The organism is Stenotrophomonas hibiscicola ATCC 19867 (assembly GCF_000382065.1).
GTDB classification, from domain to species: Bacteria; Pseudomonadota; Gammaproteobacteria; order Xanthomonadales; family Xanthomonadaceae; genus Stenotrophomonas; species Stenotrophomonas hibiscicola.
Window position 1 is genome coordinate 97380 of the sequence record NZ_KB907503.1, and the last position, 23654, is coordinate 121033.

Annotated in this window: 21 protein-coding genes and 1 pseudogene; 11 read left to right on the forward strand and 11 right to left on the reverse strand. The window is 58.8% G+C overall.

Features of this window, described 5'->3' with window-relative positions; all coding sequences use genetic code 11:
* Positions 1-219 precede the first annotated feature (219 nt).
* Positions 220-1062 (forward strand): annotated as a pseudogene (locus tag G370_RS01000000120910) (magnesium chelatase domain-containing protein); the annotation flags it as partial.
* A gap of 397 nt (positions 1063-1459) precedes the next feature.
* On the opposite strand, the gene G370_RS1000000121685 reads toward G370_RS01000000120910, so the two are convergent.
* Complete coding sequence (locus tag G370_RS1000000121685) at positions 1460-1666, reverse strand: hypothetical protein (protein WP_152682135.1); 207 nt, start codon at positions 1664-1666, stop codon at positions 1460-1462.
* A gap of 238 nt (positions 1667-1904) precedes the next feature.
* Between G370_RS1000000121685 and G370_RS0116365 the strand changes: the two genes are divergently transcribed.
* Entirely contained in the window at positions 1905-2198 is a 294-nt protein-coding gene (locus G370_RS0116365; protein WP_019661559.1) for a helix-turn-helix domain-containing protein, read from the forward strand.
* Positions 2199-2399: 201 nt separating this feature from the next.
* Here the strand turns inward: G370_RS0116365 and G370_RS1000000121955 are convergent, their stop codons facing one another.
* A complete protein-coding gene (locus tag G370_RS1000000121955) occupies positions 2400-3353 on the reverse strand; it encodes an O-methyltransferase (RefSeq protein ID WP_019661560.1) in 954 nt (317 codons plus the stop codon).
* Complete coding sequence (locus G370_RS0116375; RefSeq protein WP_019661561.1) at positions 3353-4690, reverse strand: ATP-binding protein; 1338 nt, start codon at positions 4688-4690, stop codon at positions 3353-3355. The genes G370_RS1000000121955 and G370_RS0116375 overlap by 1 nt, the downstream gene beginning before the upstream one ends.
* 206 nt (positions 4691-4896) lie before the next feature.
* Here G370_RS0116375 and G370_RS0116380 point away from each other — a divergent pair, with 206 nt between their 5' ends.
* From G370_RS0116380 to G370_RS0116400, 5 genes are all read left to right on the forward strand, one after another.
* Positions 4897-6240, forward strand: coding sequence for a hypothetical protein (locus tag G370_RS0116380; protein ID WP_019661562.1), 1344 nt, complete (start codon positions 4897-4899; stop codon positions 6238-6240).
* Positions 6237-8138, forward strand: a complete 1902-nt coding sequence (locus tag G370_RS01000000120915; RefSeq protein WP_049444014.1) for a DEAD/DEAH box helicase — start codon at positions 6237-6239, stop codon at positions 8136-8138. Before G370_RS0116380 ends, G370_RS01000000120915 begins: the two co-directional genes overlap by 4 nt.
* Positions 8135-8965 (forward strand): protein NO VEIN domain-containing protein, encoded by an 831-nt coding sequence (locus G370_RS0116390; RefSeq protein WP_019661564.1) that lies wholly within the window; start codon positions 8135-8137, stop codon positions 8963-8965. Before G370_RS01000000120915 ends, G370_RS0116390 begins: the two co-directional genes overlap by 4 nt.
* An 89-nt stretch (positions 8966-9054) precedes the next feature.
* The gene (locus tag G370_RS0116395; RefSeq protein ID WP_134709225.1) at positions 9055-9972 is read left to right on the forward strand and encodes a DNA-methyltransferase; all 918 of its coding nucleotides are present in this window, start codon (positions 9055-9057) and stop codon (positions 9970-9972) included.
* Positions 9973-10160: 188 nt separating this feature from the next.
* A complete protein-coding gene (locus G370_RS0116400; protein WP_026347205.1) occupies positions 10161-10568 on the forward strand; it encodes an MbcA/ParS/Xre antitoxin family protein in 408 nt (135 codons plus the stop codon).
* A 107-nt stretch (positions 10569-10675) separates the two neighbouring features.
* On the opposite strand, the gene G370_RS0116405 is transcribed toward G370_RS0116400, so the two are convergent.
* Together G370_RS0116405 and G370_RS0116410 are read right to left on the reverse strand one after the other, a co-directional pair.
* The gene (locus G370_RS0116405) at positions 10676-11986 is read right to left on the reverse strand and encodes a hypothetical protein (protein WP_032955482.1); all 1311 of its coding nucleotides are present in this window, start codon (positions 11984-11986) and stop codon (positions 10676-10678) included.
* A gap of 47 nt (positions 11987-12033) precedes the next feature.
* Positions 12034-13143: a toll/interleukin-1 receptor domain-containing protein gene (locus G370_RS0116410; protein WP_019661568.1), complete on the reverse strand. Its 1110-nt coding sequence runs from the start codon at positions 13141-13143 to the stop codon at positions 12034-12036.
* Positions 13144-13845: 702 nt separating this feature from the next.
* Here G370_RS0116410 and G370_RS0116415 point away from each other — a divergent pair.
* From G370_RS0116415 to G370_RS01000000120920, 4 genes are all read left to right on the forward strand, one after another.
* Positions 13846-14373, forward strand: a complete 528-nt coding sequence (locus G370_RS0116415; RefSeq protein WP_026347207.1) for an ImmA/IrrE family metallo-endopeptidase — start codon at positions 13846-13848, stop codon at positions 14371-14373.
* A gap of 81 nt (positions 14374-14454) precedes the next feature.
* Entirely contained in the window at positions 14455-15738 is a 1284-nt protein-coding gene (locus G370_RS0116420; protein ID WP_154081356.1) for a hypothetical protein, read from the forward strand.
* 1208 nt (positions 15739-16946) lie between these two features.
* Complete coding sequence (locus G370_RS0116425; RefSeq protein ID WP_019661571.1) at positions 16947-17879, forward strand: M48 family metalloprotease; 933 nt, start codon at positions 16947-16949, stop codon at positions 17877-17879.
* Between the two features lie 210 nt (positions 17880-18089).
* Positions 18090-18563, forward strand: a complete 474-nt coding sequence (locus G370_RS01000000120920; RefSeq protein ID WP_019661572.1) for an NrsF family protein — start codon at positions 18090-18092, stop codon at positions 18561-18563.
* A 25-nt stretch (positions 18564-18588) separates the two neighbouring features.
* Here the strand turns inward: G370_RS01000000120920 and G370_RS1000000121105 are convergent, their stop codons facing one another.
* The 6 genes from G370_RS1000000121105 to G370_RS1000000121110 form a co-directional block, all read right to left on the reverse strand.
* A complete protein-coding gene (locus tag G370_RS1000000121105) occupies positions 18589-19584 on the reverse strand; it encodes a TIR domain-containing protein (protein WP_195670313.1) in 996 nt (331 codons plus the stop codon).
* 197 nt (positions 19585-19781) lie between these two features.
* Positions 19782-20024, reverse strand: coding sequence for a hypothetical protein (locus tag G370_RS0116440; protein ID WP_019661574.1), 243 nt, complete (start codon positions 20022-20024; stop codon positions 19782-19784).
* A gap of 118 nt (positions 20025-20142) precedes the next feature.
* Positions 20143-20388: a hypothetical protein gene (locus G370_RS0116445; protein WP_019661575.1), complete on the reverse strand. Its 246-nt coding sequence runs from the start codon at positions 20386-20388 to the stop codon at positions 20143-20145.
* A gap of 274 nt (positions 20389-20662) precedes the next feature.
* Entirely contained in the window at positions 20663-21907 is a 1245-nt protein-coding gene (locus G370_RS0116450; RefSeq protein WP_019661576.1) for a DUF3800 domain-containing protein, read from the reverse strand.
* 199 nt (positions 21908-22106) lie between these two features.
* Positions 22107-22481 carry a hypothetical protein gene (locus G370_RS1000000121690; protein WP_154081358.1) on the reverse strand — a complete coding sequence of 125 codons (375 nt, stop codon included), beginning with the start codon at positions 22479-22481 and terminating at the stop codon, positions 22107-22109.
* A 120-nt stretch (positions 22482-22601) separates the two neighbouring features.
* On the reverse strand, positions 22602-23648 hold the full coding sequence (locus G370_RS1000000121110) for a DUF4365 domain-containing protein (RefSeq protein WP_195670314.1): 1047 nt from the start codon (positions 23646-23648) through the stop codon (positions 22602-22604).
* Between the last annotated feature and the right edge of the window lie 6 nt (positions 23649-23654).

Consider the following 23654-nt stretch of genomic DNA (forward strand, 5'->3'; position numbering starts at 1 on the left):
CATGCACTGATTATGCAACCGCCGGTTGGGTGCATCCATCGTGGATCGAAGCGCGGTCGGGTTGCTTCAGCGAGGCAACTTCTGATGCGCAGCGATGTCTGGTCAGGGCAAAGGATCGCCCCTGACCAGAATCCCCCTAGCCGTTTCACCCGCAATGTCCGATGGCGCCGTGCCGAATGCCTGCCGCACCATCAAGCGCCCCTCTGCAGGAAACCACACATGAGTCTGGCGCTGGTTCACAGCCGCGCCCGCGCCGGGGTTGATGCCCCGCTGGTGCGGGTGGAAGTGCATCTCTCTGGCGGCCTGCCTGTCACTCAGATCGTGGGCTTGGCCGAGACCAGTGTGCGCGAATCGCGCGAGCGCGTGCGTGCCGCCCTGCTCTGCGCGCGCTTCGACTTCCCGCAGCGGCGAATCACGTTGAACCTCGCGCCCGCCGACCTGCCCAAGGAAGGCGGCCGCTACGACCTGGCGATTGCCCTGGGCATTCTTGCGGCCAGCGGCCAGGTCGATCCGCAGTCGCTTCTGCAGTACGAATTCCTTGGCGAGCTGGGGCTGAACGGCGAGCTGCGGCCGGTGGCCGGTGCACTACCGGCTGCGATCGCGGCCGCTGAAGCCGGGCGCATCCTGGTGGTGCCGCCAGGGAATGCCGCAGCGGCTGCGTTGGCCGAGCACGCGGATGTGCGTGTGGCGCGCACGCTGCTGGAATGCTGCGCCGGGTTGGGCAACCCGCGCCTGTTGCCGCCCGTGGAGCGCGTGGACACGACGCCGTTGCCGCTGCCGGATCTGGCCGACGTGCGCGGGCAGGCGCACGCACGGCGCGCGTTGGAAGTGGCCGCTGCCGATGGGCACCATCTATTGTTGATCGGTAGTCCTGGCTGCGGCAAGACTCTGTTGGCCTCGCGCCTGCCCAGTCTGTTGCCGGATACCGAAGAGACTGAGGCGCTGCAGCTTGCCGCGATTGCGTCGGTGAGTGGCGAAGGGCTGGACCCAAGACGATGGCGGCAGCGGCCCTTTCGGGCGCCACATCACAGCGCCAGTGCGGCGGCGCTGGTGGGTGGGGGCTGTCACGATTCTCGATTAGTGCGACTAGATCACAATTGCCGCGACTGGCATTAGTGAATCCCCGGGGTCTAGATGCCTGGTAACAGGAAGGCAGATACACGGTGCCCCTGACTCGGTGTCGCAATGGGGCTCACAGTCACCCACGACATGACCAGAGACGACACAGTCCAACGTCGATCGCCAGTGTGGCTACTGCCATCAGGGTAACGATGCCCCAAATCGATGTCGCCAATCTGACACCTCCCGCGCCACCGCGATTCATGCTGGATAGCTGAAGGGACCCACCGCTTCGCGGGAGGTCTTCATCTTGTTGATCGCGCAAGAAAATGGGCTCCGCCGGTTCGGCGGAGCCCATCTAAGATCATCACAATGCCAGCCCTACTGGCCGCTAGTGCGCCTAATTTCGCTGCTCTTCGAGCTCTGCAATTTGGGCCTTCACCAGCTTAAGTGCTTCCTGCACTTCTTCCTCTGTCCCGTTTTCGGCGGCTTTCTGCGCCTCAGCGCGAACTCGGTCGCATTCAGCCTTGAAAACCAGGTCGTCCCAGCCAACCGATTCACTGTGCAATGTGCGAATTGCAGTCTGCAGTTGTCCAACGGCACTCATGAAACACCTATCTGCGAGCAATGGACCGCACCAGCACGCTGCTGGTACTACAACCCAGCCCTCGCGACTTTCACGCTACCTTAACTTGACCCAGAAAAGCAACTCGGCTTGTCAGCCATCTGGCTCGTAGGCTCCTGATTCGATAGCCGGCGGCTCATTCAAACTTTCACATCGATATTGCGCGCATTTGCGCGCACTATAAGGGCTCCAGGCTCCTTGTGAGCGGAATTACGCGCATATGAACGTCAGTCCAGTCCAGTCTCCCGACGAAATTGCCGAAGCTCTAGGAAAGCGATTGAGGTCCAAGAGGCTTGCCGCCAACATTTCTCAAGCAGCACTCGCCGACAAAGCTGGAATTTCGCGCAGGGCCCTGGTGCAGCTTGAGGGTGGGCAGGGCTCGACCGTTTACACGCTCGTCTGCGTTCTCAAAGCGCTGGGTCTGGATGACCAACTGAGCGCAATCGCGATGGGCCCAACAGTTAGCCCAATGGCTATGCTCAAGATGAAGCGTCTTCGGCAAAGGGCGAGCTAACGGCGTTTCTTCGGGGAACGGTTCAACCCCAGTTTTTCGGACACTTACAAGGCCGCGCCGAGGCGACGGCCATCCAAGCCCATGCACGCGAGCTTCAAGCGAATAGCCCAACCCAAGGCCTGATAGCCGACCACCACTCTGCCGGCGACATGATCAGCCCGCCGAGCAGGCAAGCGCTCTAATGCAAGGACGCTCAGCCATCTAGACTGCAGCTTCGACATACCTTGGGAGGTATCTGACCAACTCCGAGTAGGCGCGGAGATCAGGCTCCTTGAAACCGAGCAGCTCGAGCGTCTCATGCTCAGGCGACGCCTCGTCCCCGGTCACCGCTCTATCAAACAGCGCCCGCTCTCGCTCGGTGAGATGGAACGACCTAATCCTGTACATCGATCCTTGAGGAAGAAACGGCAACGAAGAGCTCAGCGCCTTGCGCACCTTCTTCGCCTTGGCCACCGGCAGCAGCCCACCACCGACAGTCACCATCGGCATCGAGTCGGAGTACTCAACCTGAAGCAGGAACACGAACTCGTTTTCTGCATCACCAGGGAATGCATTCTTAAAAGCAGCAACCAGTATCTTGTGGACCGCTGTGGCAAAAGAGGACTTCTCGGTGTCGGCAACCCTCACGCCCCCTGAAAAATCACCCAAATTCTCTTGCAGGTGAGTCAAACGATCCGCTGCGCTGGCACTCTCAATCACTCGCGGAGGATGACCGGAAACCGTGACAAAGCAGAAGTGACCCGGCTTGGCCCTGGTAGCAACAGATGCGATATCGGCCACCACCTCAGGGCCAATGCCTCCATCGTAGTCCAGCCACAGCAGCTCCCTCCTCGCCGACCGAACGTTCTGCAAGAAGCCGAGCACTGATTCATTTCTAACTTCGATGAAGCGATAGGGCACGTTGTACATCGCCCTCTCGTACATCTGGGCGTCATGCTCCAAGCTCACCATCGCCTTTACTCCCAGATGCTTGTGCAGCATCAGGAAGTCGTAAAAGCGATTTGCGCCCATGCCAATGTACTTGTAGTCACGAATGGGGATGCCGCAGTCACCCGCAACCTTCAACACATCTACCAGAAGGCCGCGCTCGGACTGCTTCGCCGGCCTAAGATCGTAAGCAATGAATCGCGCAGTAGACTTGGTTGGCCGAGGCATCAGGTCTCTCCGACCTCATTGCGCAGGAAGTAGTTGAACGTATGTCGCCCAACATCTGATCCCGACATACCCGGCTTCTTCAGATGCTTAGCGATCTTCTCAACCTCAGGCATCAGCGCGTCGTACTGAATCTTGACCGTTGGGATCACCTTTCTCTTAGGCGTCTTGAAGGCCTTGGGCTTTGCTACCGCGGCAGCCAAGACGCTTACCCGTTCCGGACCGGAGGCGGTCTGTAGATCGTTGGCATCCACCTCAGTTCCGACATCGGAGTAGCGAGAGTCCAAATAAGACACGACCTCGCGCCCGACGGCGGCCATCTCGCGCTTAGCCGTCTGCCAAGTCGAAGAGTCTTCATTGATTCCCGATTTGGTCGTCGTCCAAGGCAGCTTCTCCGGGTCCTCGGCGACAAAGAAGACCGTCCCCAAGAACGGTCGGTGCTTAGGCTGGAAGATGGGAATGGCGCCACCGCCCCAGCCGGTCAGTGCGGTCTTATCAGCCGAAACGACAGCTCGGCCATTGCAGAAGACGAACCAACCAGAAGACTTCTCGCGATACTTTCCCGCAACCGGCACACCCAAGCCCGCAGAGATTGTGCAGGTCACATCATTGATCTTCACCTGTTTGGTGGCGTGATTCTCGCTGAGATCGATGCTGGTGCCTTCCACCTGCTCATCATTGAGGCTGATGGTGACCAGCTTACCCAAGTAATAGGAGTAGGTACGAGAGATGGCATCTCTCAGCTGCCCGTCAAAGACACCATCATTGACGCGCCGCTTTACTTCGTCGTACAGCTCAGTGACGGTAATGGTCGTACCTGTCTCGCCTGCAGGAACCGGATCTCGCTTGGTGATCTTGAAGGTCCATTCACTGCCTTTGACTTTCGACCACTCCGACACGTTCAAGGCCAGGTCAAAGCCTCCATCAACGTGATCAGACCGCATATGGATAACGTTGCCGAGCTTGAAGATCGCCCGCTTAAGGCCGATGCCATAGACTGACAAACGGTCTGTTACGCTTGCTGGCTCATCGCCCCGTCCAAATTTAAACACGTGGTCCTTGGCGGTCTGAGCCGAGATGCCAGTTGCAGTGTCGACGATGACAACAGACTGATCAGAAATCTCCAAAGAGATTGAAGCCGATGGCTTTACCTTTGGGTCATCTTTGAGCTTCAGATAGTCATGCGCCGTCTTCAGCCGAGCCGCGTAGGGCTCGGCAGCCGCATTGATGGAGTTATCTACAAGATCAAGAAACGCCGCGACCAGGGGGATGTCCCTGGTCAGCAGGGAGATAAATAGTCGCTTCTCCGGACTGGCGTCCGCTGCAAGAACTTCGTTCACCTCGGATCCCCCATGACAGCCCGTTGCGAATGCACTCATTGAGTGTATCGCCGGGACGGCTCGTTCGCCATATGCCTGGGACAGCGTTAGAAATCCAGTGCCGCATGTAGGAATTTCCCTACAGCAAGGACAGAGTTTACGTGTGCAACAATCGCGCTGCCCCGTTAAGGGGATCGATTCACGCACACACTCGACAGGGGAAGGCAGTGAGCATCATTTTCAAGGTAATGGATCCCGAAGCCCGGACGGAGCTCATCAGGGATCTGACTGAAGAAGCTATCGCTAAGCGGCAGTACCAGAAAGAGTTCAAGTTCCGAGCCGGCATGGAGCTTCCTGTCATTGCCGTTCCGATCGAGTTGCCGGTCTATCGCCTGGAGAACTATCGCACTCGCGACCAGCAGCTGACGCTGATCGCCAAGCGGGAGAAAGAGGACGGCCTGTTTGATGTAAGCAACACTGAGAATCCCGAGTCGCAGCTGGCGCAGCACGCCATCCTGCTGAAGCAGTCAAAGGACGGGAGTGGAGAGACCATCAAGCCCATCCATCAGGAGCTTGGCCGCGTCGGCCAACAGACGGAAAACCTGATCATCTCTGCCACCGGCATTGTAGTGAATGGAAACCGCCGATTGGCGGCAATGCGAGACCTGCGCGGGCAGAGGTCTGAGGGCTCGGATCCGTTCAAGTACGTCAACTGCATGGTCTTACCAGCGTCGGCCACTCCGAGGGAAATTCGCGAGCTCGAGATTGCATTGCAGATGCAGCCTGAGACGAAGCTGCCCTACAACTGGACTGCTCTTGGCCGTGCGGTGCGAGACATGCTCGATGCGAACTACTCCTATGAAGAGATCGAGCGGCAAACGAACCGTAGCAGGAGCGAGCTGGACCGGGCTGCCGCAATGGTCACTGCCGCGGAGCTCTACCTGGCCTCCTGGCTGGAGAAGCCCCAGGACTTCAGCAAGCTTGACGATACCGAGCAGGCATTTGCCCAAGTAGTAGTGCGAAATTATGCCAAGCAGGACGACGCGCAGCTTCGGGAAGCCACGCGCAAGTTCGACTTCTTTGTGATTGAGCATCGCGACTTCATTAGTGATAGCGCTTACAAGCTCATCAACGCAATTGAATCCAACCCCGAGATATTCCTGACCAACATGGCCAAGGAGTTGGACGTTGACCTCGCCCCACTTCAGGATGCGTCCGAAGAGGTGCTGGAGATCGACTTCGGAGTTGGAGCTGATGGCGTAGCCCCTGTCAGCTACGACGCCCTGATCGATAGTCTGATGGTCGGCCGCGGTGATAAGGTCAGAGCGAAGCAACTGATCAGTACCATCGAGGAAGTAGCCTTCGCAGCGGTTGAGCAAGGCAGGGCCCGAGACAAGGCCGCGCTCAAGTTGGTCCAGGCGGCCGAGCGAAAGCTCTCCCAGGTCGACATCAACTCAGCTGGCACCGATACCTATGCTGAAATTCTTGATCTGCTTGATCGCTGCGTAGCTCGCATTGAAAGCATCCGTAACGAGATCGGACTTCAGAATCGCGCCGGGGGCACCCATTGAGCCAACCAGCGATCGTTCTTTCGTACAACACGGTCGACCGAAGCGGCGTGTTCCGTCGAGGCACCGGGGTCCCTAGCGATGCCTGGACCAGGCTTAAAGCTGTTGCGCAGGAAATGGATGCGGGAAGCAGAAGTGTCGGCGATGAGCTGGAAGTCCATTGGCCAGCAGCACTTAGTCTGCTGAGAGCGCTTCACACCTTGCAGAAGTCACACGGCTTTCGCTTCACCACCGACGACTCCTCCGGGGAGAGAGTCCAGCAGTTCATGCGGGACTTCCGCGCCACCCAGGAGGCGGGCGGCAGAAGCACTACCATTGATGCGCAAGAGCTCGCTGCAAGGCTTACCGCACTGGGATGGAACAACCAGACGCATAAGCTCAAGCCCTACCAGTTGGACAATCTCGCAACGCTGCTGTCCATACGTAATGGAGCCAATTTCTCTGTCCCTGGCGCAGGCAAGACGACCGTTACGTTCGCACTGCACTTGCTAGCCCGAAGCCCTGGCGACATCCTGATCGTTGCCGCCCCGAAGAACGCGTTTCCCGCCTGGGAGGGCATCGCAGAGGAGTGCTTGCTGCCGACGGCGGACGAGGAGCTGATGGAGGAATTCATCCCGCTGGTTGATGGCGAGGTGCGTATCCGTGCCGCCCTTGAAGGCGGCGGACGTCGCTTCCTCATCTCCTATGATCAGCTGGTGCGGGTCGAGGCTACCTTTGCTCAGTTCATTGCCACCCACCCAGTGCACTTGGTCCTCGACGAATCGCATCGCATGAAGGCCGGTTACAACTCACTTCGTGGCGCCAGCTTGCTGCGAATGGCCCACCTTGCTGTGAGGCGCGACATCTTGACAGGCACCCCGATGCCTCAGTCCAGCTCGGACATGCAATCTCAGCTGGATTTCCTGTGGCCGGGTGTCGGGTTGGGCTGGAAGGTGGCCGCAGGCACTGAGCCTCGAAAGGTGATGGATGGACTCTATGTCCGGACAACCAAGACACAGCTCGGCCTGCCTGAGAGGCGCCGTGAGTTTGTCCAAGCGACCCTCTCCGATGCCCACTGCGCGTTCTACTCTGTCCTTAAGGATGACCTACGGTCTAGGGCGAGCTTGCTTCGGAAAGGGCGGACATCCCAGTCCCTCATCGCGGCCCGACGCTCTGTGGTAAGGCTTTTGCAGGCAGCTGTCGATCCCACCCTGGTCGCAGAGACGATCGATGACTTGGCAAGCCAAAACGCCAATGGGTTGCTGCGAGCAGTTCAGGCGGAAGCGCTCAATGGGCGAATTCGAGCCGCTGTGGATCTGGCCGAACGCTTGATCAGTGAGGGCAAGAAGGTGCTGATCTGGACCATCTTTACCTCTACGGTCCGCAAGCTGCGCGATGTTCTTGCCCACCACAACCCTGCCCTAATCTATGGCGAAATCGGCATGGGTGAGGCAGATGACCTGAGCACGCGCCAAGGCAACCTGGCCCGCTTCAAGAATGATCCCAATTGCCGCGTGATGATCGCCAACCCTGCGGCGGCCTCGGAGGGCATCAGCCTGCACATGCATTGCCACGATGCAATCTACGTGGATCGTAGCTACAACGCGACCCACTTCCTCCAGTCCATCGACCGAATTCACCGACTGGGGCTGCCGGCCGATGTCGTCACTACGGTGTACGTCATCCAGAACCGGCTACCGGCTGGAATCGGCTCGATCGACGTGTCCGTTAGCCGGCGTCTGGGCCAGAAGATCCGAGCGATGGAGAAGCTTCTGGAGGATCCGGACCTGAATGATCTTGCCCTGGACGAGGAAAACGCTCCGGCATCGCTGGCAGATGAGCTCGACGCCGAGGATATCGATGACATCATCGCCGAGCTCGAGGGCAATCCCCCTCCGGCAACTGACGAGGATCTGGTGTGAACCGGGAGGCCGCTGCGGCCTCCTTTCTAAAGCCCTCGGTGGTATCTGGGCTGGCGCTACTGCGCAAGCGGGCCGCTCAGGCGCCGGGTCAGCCATGGGAGGTCACCGTTCGCTTGGCCGCGGCAAGCCATCAGGGGCAAGGGGTTGATCTTGATCGCGCGTGCCAGCTGCATGAGCTGTTGCCTGCTGACCTGGTGGACAGTCCCGGCTTGTATCGAGCGGCCATACTGCTCACAGCCAAGCAGCTGCCTCCGTGGCTGGGGCAGCTCCGATCGGGGCGGGAGTTTCTCAGCGACGCCGGCGCGGATCTGCGCTCCTGTTTTGAGAGGGCGGGCGCGCTGGATGCGGCACCCGATCAGACGGTCATCAGCTGGTGGGACGACTTGGCAGGCCTGGCCTACGGTACGTTGAACCAGGCCAAGATGGACGTAGGCAGACGTGCGGAGCGCCTCAGCTTGGAAAGGGAGCAAAGGCGGCTGGAGTCTTTCCCCGGGCATCCTCCGATCCAGTGGACTGCCCTGGACTCCAACGCCGCCGGCTATGACATCCTTTCCTGGTCAAAGCGGGATGGCCATTGGTATCCGATGTACCTAGAGGTCAAAGGCTTTAGCACCTCCCCGGCCAAGCTCTACCTGACCCGAAACGAGTGGGAAACGGCCAAGCGCCTTGCCGATGACTTCCACTTTCAAGTGTGGGATGTGGGCTCGAACAGGATGGCCCAGCTATCCACAAGCCAAATGCTTCCCCATGTTCCATCGGACGAGGGCATGGGTCGGTGGGAGGTGCTCTGTGTCGAGGTTTCTGAGGACTTTTTCACCCCCGCGTAACCCTCCTCCTTGTCCCTCAAGGGCTTGACCGGGTAACTTGCGCCCAAGACAGGGAGATCTATAATTCTGGCAGATCTTAGGAGCAGAGCATGCCATATCGTCGCGCTACCGCAGCATGGAGCCATTTGGACGCCAAGGAGGGCAGCTACGCGCTACTGAATGGCGACTGCGTTGACCTGCTCCGAGCCCTGCCTGACGAATCCGTTTCGTTGGTCGCGACCTCCCCCCCATATTGCATGGGGAAAGAGTATGAGGCGGGGAACACCATCGATGACTTTATTCTCGCCCACGACAAGATCCTTCCGGAAATACTTCGGGTGGTGAAGCCCGGCGGAAGCATCTGCTGGCAGGTGGGTTATCACGTCGACAACAGTCAGGTCATGCCACTTGACTACCTTGTCATGGATGCGATGCGCAAGCTCGCCGATCCCCCGGTCCTACGCAATCGAATCATCTGGACGTTCGGCCATGGCTACCATTGCGAGCGCAGGTTCAGCGGCAGACACGAGACCATTCTTTGGTACACCAAGGGTGGCAGCTATCCCTTTGATCTGGACTCGGTGCGTGTCCCTCAGCTTTATCCAGGGAAGACTGCGAACAAGGGGCCGCTGAAGGGACTTCCAAGTGGCAACCCCCTGGGCAAGAATCCTGGCGACGTCTGGGACATTCCCAACGTCAAGTGGAATCACGTTGAGAAGCTGGATCATCCGTGTCAGTTCCCCGTCGCGCTGATCAGCAGACTGGTGAACTCCATGACGCTGCCCGGAGACATCGTGCTGGATCCGTTTGCAGGTGTTGCGACCACGGGCGTCGCCTCACTCCTTGCCGGCCGCCGATTCATCGGGGCCGAGCTGGACAGCAAGTACGCCGACATTGCGGACAAGCGGCTGAGAGAGGCCGTCGAGGGAACGGTGCGCGTCCGGGAAGACAAGCCCGTTCAGCCCCCGAGCCCCCGCAGCAAGCTTGCGATCAGGCCCGACAACTTTAAGAACTTCGATGCGCTTTGATCTGCTGCTGCTTTGCACGGTGGCCCTGCAGCGGCCATCCTGAGGCCCCTCCTGGAGCAGTAGGCTAAGCCAGATGCTTGTCACTCTGGCCGCGGGTACCGCAGCCCGTCCTCGGTCGGAGTTCCAACGCCAGCCGCCGATTCGAATTGGGGGTAGCATGGAGTTCTGCTTCCCAAGAGCCGAAGAACATGAGCAGACCAATTGCTGCGCCCGATGGCGAGCTTGCAGGACCTGCCTTGCGAGCCTTCACTCAGATTGCCGAGGCCTGGTCCCTGACAGAGCTGGAGCAGTGGGCGATTCTCGGTCAACCAGTGGACGCCGCCTTCGCGGTGATCGACGCTGGCGATGTGGACGACCTCTGGCCGGACACTCTTGAAAGAGTGAGCTACGTGCTCGGCATCTATCGTGCGCTGCACACGATCTTTTCCGATCCAGAGCAAGCAGATTCTTGGGTGCGCCGCCCCAACGCCGCCCCCGCGTTCAACGGTTCAACAGCGCTGGCGCTCATGTCTAGCGGCAGGCTCAGCGACCTTGCGTCGGTGCGACAACACTTGGAGGCTGGCGGATGGATCAATCCTGAGGCACCAGCCACTTAGCGATATCGCGCGAAGCAAGAACCTGTGCTGGAGCCAGTTTGCCACCCTTCTTTGAAGTCGAGAGCTAGAGCTCTCGATCCTCAAGTGCGGATTGGCCGAACTGCGAACTATGCCCGCTGGTTCTTCGCCGGTAGCAGAGGCACACCCCGATCCAGCAATTCATCCAGGAAGGCATCGCGCACCAATGCCTGGTCGGACTGGTTGGCCAACACCAGGCTATCAACCACGCGCCTGGCAAGCGTACGGGCCCGAACTCGCAGAAGGGCCGGGATCGCCTGCATCGATCTACCGTGCAAGAACTCGCTGCGCAGCTCGAACAGCTCCCTGTAGTCGGAGGTGGCCTGCTCATCGAGCAGCGCCACCAAACGAGCGCACACTCTTTCAGTCGCCCCAAGCTTATCGTGAGTGCCGACGCCCGAGCTGGACTTACGCTTGTAGTCCAACGGCAGGCCGAGCGCCGCCTCGATGGCAAGAAGATGAGACATGAATTCGTCGATGCCATCAGTCAAGAAGGCACGGCAGAAAAAGTGGGCTACAGGTGTCTGGAACAGCTGCAGCTGAGGCAACTGTGCGATCGCCTGGGCGCGGCCCGCGAAATGTTCGGTAAGAGCGTCCGCCGATCCATCTCTCAGCCACATTGCAACGGGCTGAGAGATGTCGACCGATCGACCTTCCGCGTCATGGGCGATCCGATCCTCCCAAGTGAGGGTATCCGAGCTGGGCGGCCGCTTCATGGTGGAGAACAGATCATGGTCCACCGAGTACAACCAGGGAATCTGCATCCCACGCCATTCAATGTGTGGCGCATCTGACCAAATTTCCCACGGTGCCAGCGCTAGCCAGAACAGTGCCGTCTCAACGGCCTCCGGATACTTTCCTCGATGAGGTTCGATGCGCCCATAGTCCTGTTTCGGATCGAACGAGAATCGGAACAGCTCTCGGCCTTCAGGGCCACGACGGATCGACACTTGTTCCCTCACGACCAGCCATTGAAACTGGGAGAACTCGTCAAGGTCAAAGCTCTTCCCTGGATGGACTCTCTCCATGCGATCAAGGTCAACAAGCTCGGCAAGCTCGTCCTTGGTCAATCTGCCAACCACCGCATTACCGAAACACGCCATTGGAAGGCCGTCTGCAAGATCCAGAGGCATCAGATGGACTCGCGTGAAGCAGGTTGCTTCCAGCGCGGCCTGTAGCCGTTCCGCAGCCTCCCTTGCCGTCATCGCCAAGTGCTTCTTGGATTCAGGCAACCCACACGGCAGACCAAGGCCGGCCAGCGCACAGGACATGGATATGCCACCGAAGAATCTCCGCGCGTCTGCAGAGTAGGGCTCAATCGCGTCCACCAGCTGTGCGTAGAGGGGGGTCTCTGTCAGATTCTTCCACGCGGAGTCGGGAAGCTGCCAGAGCGCCTCCATTGCACCTACGAGTTGTGAGGAGGGAGCCCCGGCCACCGAGCTGCTGATCATATCTTCAGCCTCCGCAGCAACTTCTCCAGTCCTTCCTCATACTTCTCCGCGCTGGAGAAGTCGGCGTAGAGCTTCCCTTGCAAGAAAGCAGGGATATCGCAATCCTCGAAGAGCATGGGCAGGACAACGACTTCGCCGCTACTGATCTCGCGGTTCATGGCCACATCAAGCTCTTTCTTGACCCAAGGCGCAGCGATCGACTTCTGCGACAGGACTACACCGACGTATCGGCTCATTACCATTCCCTCGTCAATCTTTGCGATCAGCGAGTCACCCACTTGTATCTCGGCTTCATCCAGCCAGACCTTTGGCACGCCTCTTTCCATCAGGTCACGCCTGAGCTTCCTGACGAACGGCTTGTCGGCACTGGTATGGCTAAGGAATATCCCATGGTACCTGGGGGCTTCTGGCTCCGCCTTGCTCACGGCCAGAGCGCCCAAGATGAGACGGTTGGTCGCTTCCTGCGTCAACGGCGGAGTTATCAACCATCCTGTGGTTGCACCGATCTCAACTCTGGCTCCAATTTGGTAACCCTCCGGCGTCGCCGCAATCGTAGTCAAGCCCGGTTGATCGTTCTCCAGCGCGATCCTCCAGCCGCCGAGAGTGGCCAAGTCCCCGAAGTAGGAGGCGAAGGGCGTATCGGGATCTATGAAACCCACTCGCCTTCCCTTCTTGATTATCTGACCCCCACGCCGAATCGCGGCTGTCATCGCCGGCGCCAGATACCCCAGGCTCGTCTCTCGATAGCCGAAGAAGTTCATTCGCCGTGGCTCGGCCATGCACCAGACCACGGTCGCACCCACGGCCATGGCGGCCTCCAGCTCGTTCTGGCGGTCCACACTGTCAAAGACGTTGTCCAGATCATGCTCTCTGTCGTCCGCTTTCAGCTCCAGAAGCTCCTGATCTGAGCCAGAGTGCACGCCCTCTTTGCCGAACAGGAAGTGGCTGTAGCTCTGTGGATTGATAACGATGACGTCATACTCATAGAGCGGGTACGCAGCCCTGGCCTCATCGATGTCTGATCGGCAAAGTCCGAGTTGCTCGAACTCCACACCTTCAATCGGGGTGCCGGTGTATTGCATACCGACAGTCAGCACTCTCTTCATGGGTTCTCTCCTTGCTCACCATTGTTCGTCGGTCACCGACGATCCACGCTGTTCCGCCCTACCCATCCGCACTGTTGCGAAGGGAACGTTGAAATTGCTGTTGCAGAGCAACTCTGGAACTGCCGCTTTCAGGGCCACCATGAATACAACAAGCTCCATCGCAACCTAGAGGTCAGATCCCGATGCGGCGGCTGACCGGCGATCCGACTGAGGTGTGGACGATCTTGGCTGGAGGGTCATCTGCGTGGCAAGCGGCGCGACACCCAGTCGCTCCAGGCGCCTCTCATGCGCCCAATGTGCCTTCCCCATCCCCATCCCCATGCTCCTTGCAACTTGCAACTTGCAACTTGCAGTTGAGGATCATTCTCAAAGTTGCGCAATTGACACTTTTGCTCGCATCCGAGGGGCCTTGTCGGGGGAGCGAGCCGCTCGCGGGGATTGCCCCGCCCGGGGCGCTTGAATGCCAGGTTGTACGCCCCGCTCGGGACCCTTCACATTGGTCCTTTCACGTCCGATTGTGCTTGTAAATAGCATGCTTGCTTCATGTCCTACAGCCGTCCCGGCTGCCCTCCCCCCCTTCCCAGCCGGGGTAGACCGCCATGGCTGGCGACCTGCCACAGCCGGTCTCAGTCTGGGAGATGGGGGCATGTTGTACTTGCAATGAAAACCGGGTGCTACAATTTCCAAACGATGGGGACCGTCATGACGACAATGTGGAAAGAACCTGAAGCACTGGGCTGGAACCGTGCCGAGGTGTCTGCGCTTGCCTCCGATGCGGTGAAGGAACTGGGCTTCTCCCCTGGGCAGCCCATTGAGCCAATCGTCCATCAGCTCGGCGGTAAGATCGTCTACGGCGAACTCATCGAGGATGAGTCGGATTCTGGCTCGATTCGCATCGAGAACGGCAAGTTCACCATCAACATCCCCTTCAACACGAGTCCCCTGCGCGATCGATTCACCATCGCCCATGAGATAGGTCACTTTGTTTTGCACTACCTGGTGCAGAACAAGATGAACAAGAAGAACATCACGCACCTGCGCGCTCAGCGGTATGGAAAGGACCAACCTGAGATCGAGGCCAACTGGTTCGCTGCTGCATTCCTGATGCCCAGCGATACCTTCCGCAGGGTCTACCAAGAACTTGGGAAGGACACGCTGAAGGTAGCGGAGTACTTCAAGGTTTCGCCCAGCGCAGCGAGCGTGAGGGCCCAGTCTCTCGGCCTTTCCTAAGTGCCGAGGTCTGGCCTGAGCAAAGGCGACGTTCGCGAGTCGCTTGAGCCAAAACTGCGTCTATTCCTGAGCGCAGACATTGTGGGCTCCACCGCGTTCAAGCAGCGCTCTGGCGAAGGCTCTGAACAATGGTTCCGCTTGGTACGCACCTTCTACATGATGGCGGAGCGCTACTTCGCGTTCCGCTGGTCTTTGGCCAAGGATAGGTATCAGGACGCAGAACGCCCGCTGCTCTTTGGCGACGCCGCTCCCGAGCTGTGGAAGACCGTGGGTGATGAAGTCCTCTTTACCAAAGAGATTGCCCATCCCTCGGAAGCCATGATGTGCATGAGCATCTGGCTGCAGGTCCTGGAAGATTTGCGTCAGTTGCTCGATAAGAGCGGTTTGGACGTCAAGTCCTCGGCCTGGCTCGCTGACTTCCCGATTCGCAATCGGGAGATTTTCCTGCACACCGGCGCGCCGACCAAGACCGATGATGGCGCGAAGAACGACCCTCCGCCTCAGACTGATGTCGCCGACCGCTCCAACGACCCGACGGAGGATCTGGAGTGGGAAAATGACAGTCTGTTCGACAGCTACAAGGCACGCTTGCCTGGGGTAACACGCGACTTCATTGGCCAGTCGATCGACACCGGCTTCCGCGTCAGCACCGCGGCGTCGTCGCGTAAGCTCATGTTGTCGGTGGAACTTGCGCACATGCTCAGCATGGAGTGCGAACGTTTGGATCTTGATCCCTACCGAATCGGTGCCTTCCCTGTCCGCAGCTTCACCTTTCACTACGACGGACGCAATGCTCTCAAAGGCGTGCTCAACGGCACGCCCTATCCGCTAATCTGGCTCGATGTTGAGCCGGCAAAACGAATCCACGTCACCGAGGATGTCCTCAGCGCCAGGCCCAAGCCAACGCCGCGACAGATCCACGAGTTCACCACGGCGCTGATCACCGAGTTCCCCACCCGGTTCTGCTCGATGCTGGAGTTCCTGGATGGCCCATGCCCGCCGGCATACGAAGAGTTTGAAAAGAGCCTCACTGATTCGATCAAGAAGCTCCACCAGCAGTTCACCGACCGGGAAGCGAACATTGAGCTGAAGAAGTTGGCCGTTGGCATGCCTGAGGACGGTCCACGCAATGTTTCTGCCGATTTCAAATCCCTTCTGCAGCCCGCCGATGCCGGCAAGCCGCCCAGTTCCTCCCGCAAATCTCGCCCGCAGAAAGCAGCTAAGGCCTCGTCGAAGTCGGCTCGGAAGGTGGTAACCAACGCTCCGGGTAAGACCAGCGGGACGCCCCCTGTTGCGGCGGCCAAGAAGGCTTCTGCGAAGAAGACCCGTGCGAAGAAGGCGGCGAAGGCCCCCCCTCAAGACTAGACTCCATCAGCCCAGATGTAGGCGAGCTAGTCGTAGGTGACAATGACGAGCGGATTGCTTGTGGCGCGCCGCTCACACTGACGTTGATCGTGGAGCCGCCGGCAGGCGCTGTGGGCTTGGATTCGCCCACACTCACGATCAACAAGATGATGACCCCGATTGCGCCGAAACATTTCAGAAAGCCCATCGCGCTGCGATAGTTCCGCTCGCCTTTCTTGATTCGATTCCACTCCGGCTTGATCACCAAGTTGCCCAGTAGCGTTGCATCGTCAATAGACCGCTTGATGAGCGCGTACTGCTCCTTGGTACCGACTTTCTCGTACGGACCGAGCATTGCACCGATCAGCCTTTCCAGTTCAGACACCAGCAACGCTGCGGCACCTGACGGGCTACCGTTCTGGCTGGTCTGATGGATGTCACTTGGCTGCTGCGCCGGACTGAACTGGCTGTTGCGAATCAGAAGCTTCCACCTCTCCTCCACCTTCTGCTCAACTGAGATGTCTTGGGTAATGTAGGGCAGCCCCCAAGCTGTCTCCCCAAAGTTCAGATGTAGCAGCACCGTACGATGAGCTTTCCTCAACGTGTTCCAGTGACTGGTCAGCTGTTCCTCGAGCACTTCAGTGTCAGCCTTGCCCAACAGCGGAGCGCCCACGGACTTTCCCGAGCGTTCCGCATCCACCTGGGCGTGCTGAACCCGAATCCAGATGCGGCCAGAGATGACATAGGCTTCGCCCAGGAGTTCAGCCAGGGCGCTTCGGAAGGAGCCAATCCAGTCCTTCCGGAAATCAGACGTGCGCGATTCCTTGTCTGCGATCAGCTTGGCGATAGCCAAGATCGCTGCGATGATCGCACCGCTGAGTGCAACTAGTTCTTTGCCTTCCATGGGTACTCCTCCGCCGCAACATCTCTAGCCCCATCTGGATCGATGGGGCGCCATTTCGCCTACTTTCGCATTGCGAGTTATCGGCTGTCCGTCGCCGAACTTTACAGCTCTCCTCATGGCTTGGGCAGAGGGAAGATTCTCCTATTCGCGCCGCAGGCTGCGTACTCGCCCCTGTCGATTCAGCGCTGCTGGACTCGTACAGTTCTACTTTGACCTGGCCTGCGCTATGACTTACCGTCCGCATGGACCCACAGGGTCTACAGACCATGCTGAACCAAGCATGGCAACGCAACACTCGATAGACTCAGAAGGGAGTGGACACGGAATGTTTAAGCGTTTTGATGAGAGCTATGCACAGCTAGTCAACTTCTTTCCGGATTTGACGTTTGTTTCTCCTGAAGAGGCGCGCTCGGATGAGGTGCTCTCTACATCCGTTGCCATCGTCGATCAGCTTTGCCGCAGCTTTTTTGCCTATCGCTCGTCACAGGTTCACGGCGTGTGGGGGATTGAAAACTCCTACGACGAGAACGCCTTTGTGAGTACCCTCAATGGCTGTTCAAGCATCGTCATCACTCGTGGCGCTTGCGTTCGGCTCGCGCGCGTAGGAAATTTTTTTGCGACTCACGATTGGATAAGCAACAGTGAACGGATGCGTCCGTTCCACGACGCTATTGACGTACCGCGGAACAGATTGGGCGAGGCCACGCAGATGCTTGGTTTGGCGGCCCTGTTCGGTCATGAAGTGGGCCACGCAATGGACCGGCACAACGTGCACAGCATTGCCGGCCAAAAGCAGGAGGCGCAGCTCGGCGAGGAGATATCGGCCGATGGTCGAGCAATCCTTCATGGGCTTGATATCGTGGATGCGTGGGCCCACAGCTTGGCCACGGGGCATGAATCGGAGCAGGACGCGATCAAGCAGGCAGGTGCTGTCCTTCTTGTGATCGCAAATGCCGCCATCGACAGTATCCACCTCGACCGCAGCTGGGATGTTCCGGCCAATCAGACGCACCCACCTGGCGCCCAGCGTCTTCTTGCCACATGCATAATGCTCGATCAGTACTTTGACGGCGTCGCTGAAGAGGGATTTGGGCTCAAAGTGTTCTTGACCGCCCTCTCAGGGCTCAAGGAAATGGGCATTTACCATGGCCCGGTCGAGGAGGAGGCGCTGAGGCAACTGTTGGCGATCTACGATTCAGCAGCGGTCGTCGCGCAGTACAACGCCCTGCAAGCGACACTGATCGAGCGAGGGCTCTGAGCCACGGCCAAGCGCCCGACTTGAAGGCACTGGCGGCCTTGAGGCCGCCAGTGTGCAATCGGTAGAAGTTGGAATTGCCACTCCGTCCGAAGCTATAGGCCGCCTAGGGCGTCGGAAGATTGGTGGCTGCTGCTTCACCTCTACTTGCATCACCACGTAACTGCAGACGAGCAGGAACGCGGGCAAGAGCCGGTTGACCGGGGGCCCGACTTGGAGCGCGTGGTGGGAACGTGGCTCTTCGCCCTCAAGGTAGGCTGCATGTCCTTGTTGGCTCTGACGGCGGCAGTAATGGTCCAACGTGCCGGTCGACCCGGCGACCGTTTGGGAGCCGAGCTGCTGATCCCGGTAACTGCGCTCCTGCTTGTCGGCGTGATACTGGACGACTCTGGATATCCACTGCTTGGAACCTCGCATTGGTCGGTAGCACGCTGCGTAGGCACCATCGTGCTGGCGTCACTGCCGCCATTGGCAATCACCCTGGTCATCCTGCGCCAGGCGATTCCAACACGCCCCGCCTTGGCAGGCGCACTATGCGGCCTTCTCGCCGGTGCGCTTGGCGCACTTGGCTATACAGTCGCCTGTGTGAACGATGGCGCCGGATTTGTCGCTGTGTGGTACAGCTTGGCCGTGCTGCTGATAGCTGCGCTCGGCTCGGCCTTGGGCCGGCGCTTCCTGCGCTGGTAAATGAGTGCCGCGACCGTTACGTCGCCTAGATGTCAATCTCGACGTACTCGTGACGAACATGGCTGAGGAGTTTCGGAAGTAGCAGACGCATCCGGTCCAACGCGACTTCGATCTTCTGCCAGACGATCTCCTGATCTGGGGAAAGAGACGCATCTCCAGGATTGGAGAAGAAATATCGGCTTCCGTCCGGCGCGGGGCGATAGACCTGCCAGTAGCGCACGGTCTCGGCAAATTCCTCTTCGAACTGAATGAGAAGCTCATGAGCCGCTGCGTCATGGAGATGAAACGAGCTTGCCGCAAGCACGCCGCTGAAACACTCATACATATCGACCGTGTTTGATGTGAGCACGCGAGGCGCCCACTGCATATGAACATCCAGAACATTCAAATCAAGCGTAGATATCACCCTTCTCAGCGCGGCCAGGTCGCGAGAGCGCCTCAGCTGCTCCGGCGACTTCTCCGCACCGGGCTTATCTGGTGCCAAGCTGATCAACGTATCAACAGCAACGCTCAATAGCGACAGGAGGCTATCCTTCTGATTCTTGGTAACAGGCTCGCTCGCCTTGTAGCCAGAGGCGCGTTGCCGATCAATATCAAACGGCATATCTGAAAGCGGACCGAACTCCTCATTTACAAGCAGGATGATGCGCCCCCAGCCCAGCATGGCGACCGCATAGCCAAGCTCGAAAATCACGTTGGGGTTGGGCACCCTCCTGTCAGATGGTGCGGCGCTCTTGTTGATCGTAGATACGTCGCAGATGAAGTAATCTGCCTTGCGTATCTTCTCCAGAATCGTCAGCGGAACGTTCTGGCTACCAGAGGTCTCGCGAGTTGCCTCATCCAACGTAATGGACAGGCCAGAGTGCTTTTCTTCGGCAGCATTGATGGCCAAGCGCAGCTGCTTCTTGATCAGCTGGCGATTGGTCGCATTGGGCAGATCGCTCTGCCAAGAGTAGAAGATGGTCCTGGTGGTGGTTTCGCTGGTCATGCTGATGGCAATCGGGCTAAGGGTTGCGAGCATGGAGAGGTTCGCCGCGGCGGTCAACACAGAGTAGGCGCACGCGGCTCCACACAACATCCATCTTCTGGACCGGTCTCCGCCGATACCCTAAAGGCCGACAGCCGGAGTAGCCGCTCGCACCCCGGCTATCGGCAACGGCAAGGCGTAGCGCGCACTCATAGGCAGCGATGAGAGCTTCCGCCTCCCGGCACCGACACTCAGGCCTCGTCGAAGCCCGCTTGTGTCAAGATGTAGGACTGCCCCTGCGAGTGTTCAATCCATTCCTTCTCAAGTGCGTACTGCAAGCCGTCGTTGAAGTCTGATGCCTTGATGTCGTAGTCATAAATAACCGAGTTGAAGTTGCTCAGACGCAGGACCTTCCCCGCTCGAGCCTCGAAGTGCTCGACAAACAGCTTCAGAATCTTCCGTGCACTCTGCTCAGGACTTGGAACCGTAGCCATGGCATTTCCCCCTGTGGCGGTGTTGGATTTGCTGTGGACACCAACGACTAGCACTGGTGACTGAAATTTCCTGCGCAGACTGGGCCACCTGCCCGCGCAGAGGAGTTGACGAACGGGCTTACTGGCCGAGTTTCGCTGCCGCGCGCTCACGAGCCTGCGATAGCTCTTCGCCCAGTGCCTGACTCTCTGCGTTACTGATGATACCCAGGCGTAGCATCATCAAGAGCTCGCCTTCCACGCGGGCCTTGTACTTGAGGAACTCCTCCTTGCTCCCCATCTGCTCGAGCACGCTCAGTTCAGAGCGGATGTAGGAGAGCGCGTCCGCCTTCTTGATCCCTACAACGTCATCGTTCTTGAATTCCACAACGTGTTCCCTTTTTCGGTGTGTATGGCCGAGCCAGATGGCTCGCTGAGAATGACGCGCGTCTTAGATTTTCGGCGTCCTCTGGATCATAAATTTGCGGACCACGTTCAACAAGACGCAACATAGCCTTGAAGATAGCGGGGCCGGCAACCAGCAGCGCAAATGGATACGGCGTCAGGTTCTGTGCGGTGGCCAGTACTGCTGGAGCCCCGGGGCGCATCCAAGCCCCCCCATGCCGGTGGAGCGCAAGGCGTGTGCTGGATTCTGGACAGAGCTAGGCCGTCGAGTCGCTTTTCGACCTGGGTAAGTGCGGAGCCACCGTCTCTCGAGCTCGCTCGTGGCGGCGTAGAAGTACTCGATGATGCAGGCGTTCCACCGTCGCCGTAGGCAACACCAAATTCATGCCTGTGCCTCGTTCAAGATTACCGGCGTCCCATACTTGGAGGAACGCATCCCAAGCTTGTGGGTGGATATCCGATTCCGCAGCATGCTCGCGCATGACCCGCCTGACGTGTCCGGCAATGACATCGGCAATCATCAGCCCGGGAGTCTGGGCTGAGGACTCAAAGGCCAGGCCGGCATGCTCGACAAATGAGTAGTCGGCACCGGGGTGCTCATAGCCAGAGGTATCGACAAAGGTCTCTACCTTCGCCTTGGCAGCACGAAGGACCTCATCGTACTGCGTCTGCTCATCATGCACTAAGGTGACATCCGAAAGGCGACCTGCACAGCACTTGTTGATCCGAGCGTATAGATTGGTCAGCGACGAGTAGTTGGGAAGCAGCCAGTAGGTCGCGTGTTGCTTACCCTCATCTGGCAGTGGCAAGTAGGTGTGGTGCCCCTGCGGATCGTGCTTCATGGCGAAGTCGAATACCTCCAGGGAGTGACCCATGCTCTGGCGCAGCAGGTACAGGAGTTGACGGTCTTCTGGGTCGTCCTCCAGCGCCGCCTCTTCAGCCCATGCCTGCAAGGTGACAAGACTGGCGCGCACAGCTTCTGGAGAACTTAGCTTGCAGGCGTCGACATAGGCCCCTAGCACTGAATCGGGCAGGTTTGCGTAGAGGTAGTCTGCCAGACGGTTTCGCAGGTATACCTCGCCCTCGTCAAGCTCAGGACCCGACCCTGGCGGAATGATCTGCGAGTTGATAATGGAGGCGATCAGATAGAACGCTTTATCCACCACCTCAATGAAAATGGGGATATCCAGCTCCCCCAATCCTCGTGCCAGATCGCGCGCGACTCCAGGGCGCCGGTGAAGCAGCTCTGATTTGAGCTCTCGCATTTGATGCAGACGGTGCTTGGCCACGATGTCATCGAGCAATCGGGACGCCTGTTCGCTGCTCATGGGCCCAACGGCCGCCAGCACGAAGTGAGGCTGCTCACCGAACTCGAACGACCGACCGGTGTTGACCAAGTCGCCCGTGTGCCCGCTCTCGTCGATGTAGACGAACTTCATGCAGGCCGGTTCCGGCTCATCGCTCTGCCCAAGCGGGAGCGTATCGAACTGCGTCTCATCCATGGATAAGCCTCTATCCTTCAACTGCTCTCAATGAGCAGAGATATCCAGCAGGTATCGGCGAGTGCGCCCCATCCTTTAGTAGGGCCACCGAATCCTGATGCCCCTGACGCTGGAAGGAGATGTCCACTCAAGCGCACGCAAGGGCCGCATAGCGCTGTACGGCCAAGGCACACCCAAAGCCGCTACTGGCGGCACAGTCTCAGTCTGGGAAGTGCCAGCGAGCAATGCCCTTTTTGACAAGCGCCGCCGCCACCCCCTGTCCATCGGTAGTGAGATGGGCCCCGCTGTCAAGGGCGACCCCGACCCTGTTCTCAAACCATATGCCGGCACCAGTTTCCGACGCAAACTCCTTGATCAACGCTACGGAAAGGCCCTGTCCCTGATAACCCAAGATCACCTCGATGCTGGTGACAAGGAACTCCTCGTTGTCAGCATCCAATGGCGTGAAAACTGCCTTTCCGACTTCAAGACCCTGATCGCTGAAAGCTGTGGATGACCAATCAACATCGCAAGCTTCCAGATAGACCTCTCTTCCGTCCTTCAGGGTAGTGTTTGGTATGTACTTGGATGACATGGCTAACGCGACCAGGCAGCTCTGAGAGCGCGATTCTATGCCTTCGCAGCCCCATATCCTAGTTCGTCTTCAGTGAACACGCTCTGGGGCGACAACACGCGCAGCCGCGACTATCCAAGATCAGTACAGCGCAATTCCATATCCTTGTGCCACATCGTTGCGCCACATCACCATCAGCGGGTCCTCAAGAAGGTTTGGTAGAAGGACTGAGAGTCTGTCCAGAGCACCGGACGGATCGCTGAGCCGACATGCGAATGATCCGATCAGACGAACAGCCTCGCGAGTCAGGCCCTGGGCGGACAGCTGGCGGCAGGCCATCTGCACTATCTCCTCCGAAATATCCTGATCATGGAAAAGCATCACATCTAGCGCCTGCCCCAGTCCGCCTCGCTGCCATTCCTCAACGTCTACAGAGGAAAGCAGATGCTTCAGCTCCTGCGCGCTGAAGCCCAATGCTCTGCTCAAGCGATCTCTAACATGAGCGGGCAGCCAGGTCTTGCTGTCGTAGTAGACGTCCGGATTGCCTAGTGCGAGCGCCAGCAGCCAGATGGCGTTACGAGTCGCCGCCGGGGAAAGCTCGGTGATGAGCCGTCTGAGCAGTACCAGAGAATGCGGAGCGTGTCTGGCAAGCGCCCAAGACTCGGCAACGGCCGCGATCTGAGTAGCCTGGTCCTGGCTGAGCAGGCGTGCCCCCAGGTCCCTGGTGGGCTGCTGCGCGTGCCGCTTTACAGCATCCAGCATCCCCTGATACCCCAAGGCGCTGTCCAACCGCTGCACCTTTGAGACCTGAATCGCCGCTGGAAGCGTAGTAGTCTCCGTCAGCACACGCGTGATGTCGGCCCAGAACAGGCCACCACAGTCGGGGTCGAAGACGATCCCAAAGATGGGTACCGTGGAATCTCGCCATACACTGCTATGAGCGCCGACAGGTATGAAGTAGTCTCCGTCCGACCGTCGGTAGGAGGCCCCGGACTTGATCTGCAGTCCGATCGATAGGCCTGTCATCTCACCCTCATGGACAAAGTCGACGAGTGCATCTCGCCCAAAGTCGTGTTGCAGCGGCACTTCTTGGAAGACGTGATGACGCCGCTCAAATAGATCGGCCGCGGCCCGCAAGCCTTGGCGCTCCACCAGACGATTCTTTGGTATCTGAGGATGCTGACCCATGACCAT

What these genes read in the sequence shown, in the direction of transcription:
- G370_RS1000000121685 (WP_152682135.1), bottom strand. Translation starts at nt 1,666, where the DNA reads ATGAGTGCCGTTGGACAACTGCAGACTGCAATTCGCACATTGCACAGT.
- G370_RS0116365 (WP_019661559.1), top strand. Translation starts at nt 1,905, where the DNA reads ATGAACGTCAGTCCAGTCCAGTCTCCCGACGAAATTGCCGAAGCTCTA.
- G370_RS1000000121955 (WP_019661560.1), bottom strand. Translation starts at nt 3,353, where the DNA reads ATGCCTCGGCCAACCAAGTCTACTGCGCGATTCATTGCTTACGATCTT.
- G370_RS0116395 (WP_134709225.1), top strand. Translation starts at nt 9,055, where the DNA reads ATGCCATATCGTCGCGCTACCGCAGCATGGAGCCATTTGGACGCCAAG.
- G370_RS0116400 (WP_026347205.1), top strand. Translation starts at nt 10,161, where the DNA reads ATGAGCAGACCAATTGCTGCGCCCGATGGCGAGCTTGCAGGACCTGCC.
- G370_RS0116405 (WP_032955482.1), bottom strand. Translation starts at nt 11,986, where the DNA reads ATGGAGGCGCTCTGGCAGCTTCCCGACTCCGCGTGGAAGAATCTGACA.
- G370_RS0116410 (WP_019661568.1), bottom strand. Translation starts at nt 13,143, where the DNA reads ATGAAGAGAGTGCTGACTGTCGGTATGCAATACACCGGCACCCCGATT.
- G370_RS0116415 (WP_026347207.1), top strand. Translation starts at nt 13,846, where the DNA reads ATGACGACAATGTGGAAAGAACCTGAAGCACTGGGCTGGAACCGTGCC.
- G370_RS0116425 (WP_019661571.1), top strand. Translation starts at nt 16,947, where the DNA reads ATGTTTAAGCGTTTTGATGAGAGCTATGCACAGCTAGTCAACTTCTTT.
- G370_RS1000000121105 (WP_195670313.1), bottom strand. Translation starts at nt 19,584, where the DNA reads ATGCTCGCAACCCTTAGCCCGATTGCCATCAGCATGACCAGCGAAACC.
- G370_RS0116440 (WP_019661574.1), bottom strand. Translation starts at nt 20,024, where the DNA reads ATGGCTACGGTTCCAAGTCCTGAGCAGAGTGCACGGAAGATTCTGAAG.
- G370_RS0116450 (WP_019661576.1), bottom strand. Translation starts at nt 21,907, where the DNA reads ATGGATGAGACGCAGTTCGATACGCTCCCGCTTGGGCAGAGCGATGAG.
- G370_RS1000000121690 (WP_154081358.1), bottom strand. Translation starts at nt 22,481, where the DNA reads ATGTCATCCAAGTACATACCAAACACTACCCTGAAGGACGGAAGAGAG.
- G370_RS1000000121110 (WP_195670314.1), bottom strand. Translation starts at nt 23,648, where the DNA reads ATGGGTCAGCATCCTCAGATACCAAAGAATCGTCTGGTGGAGCGCCAA.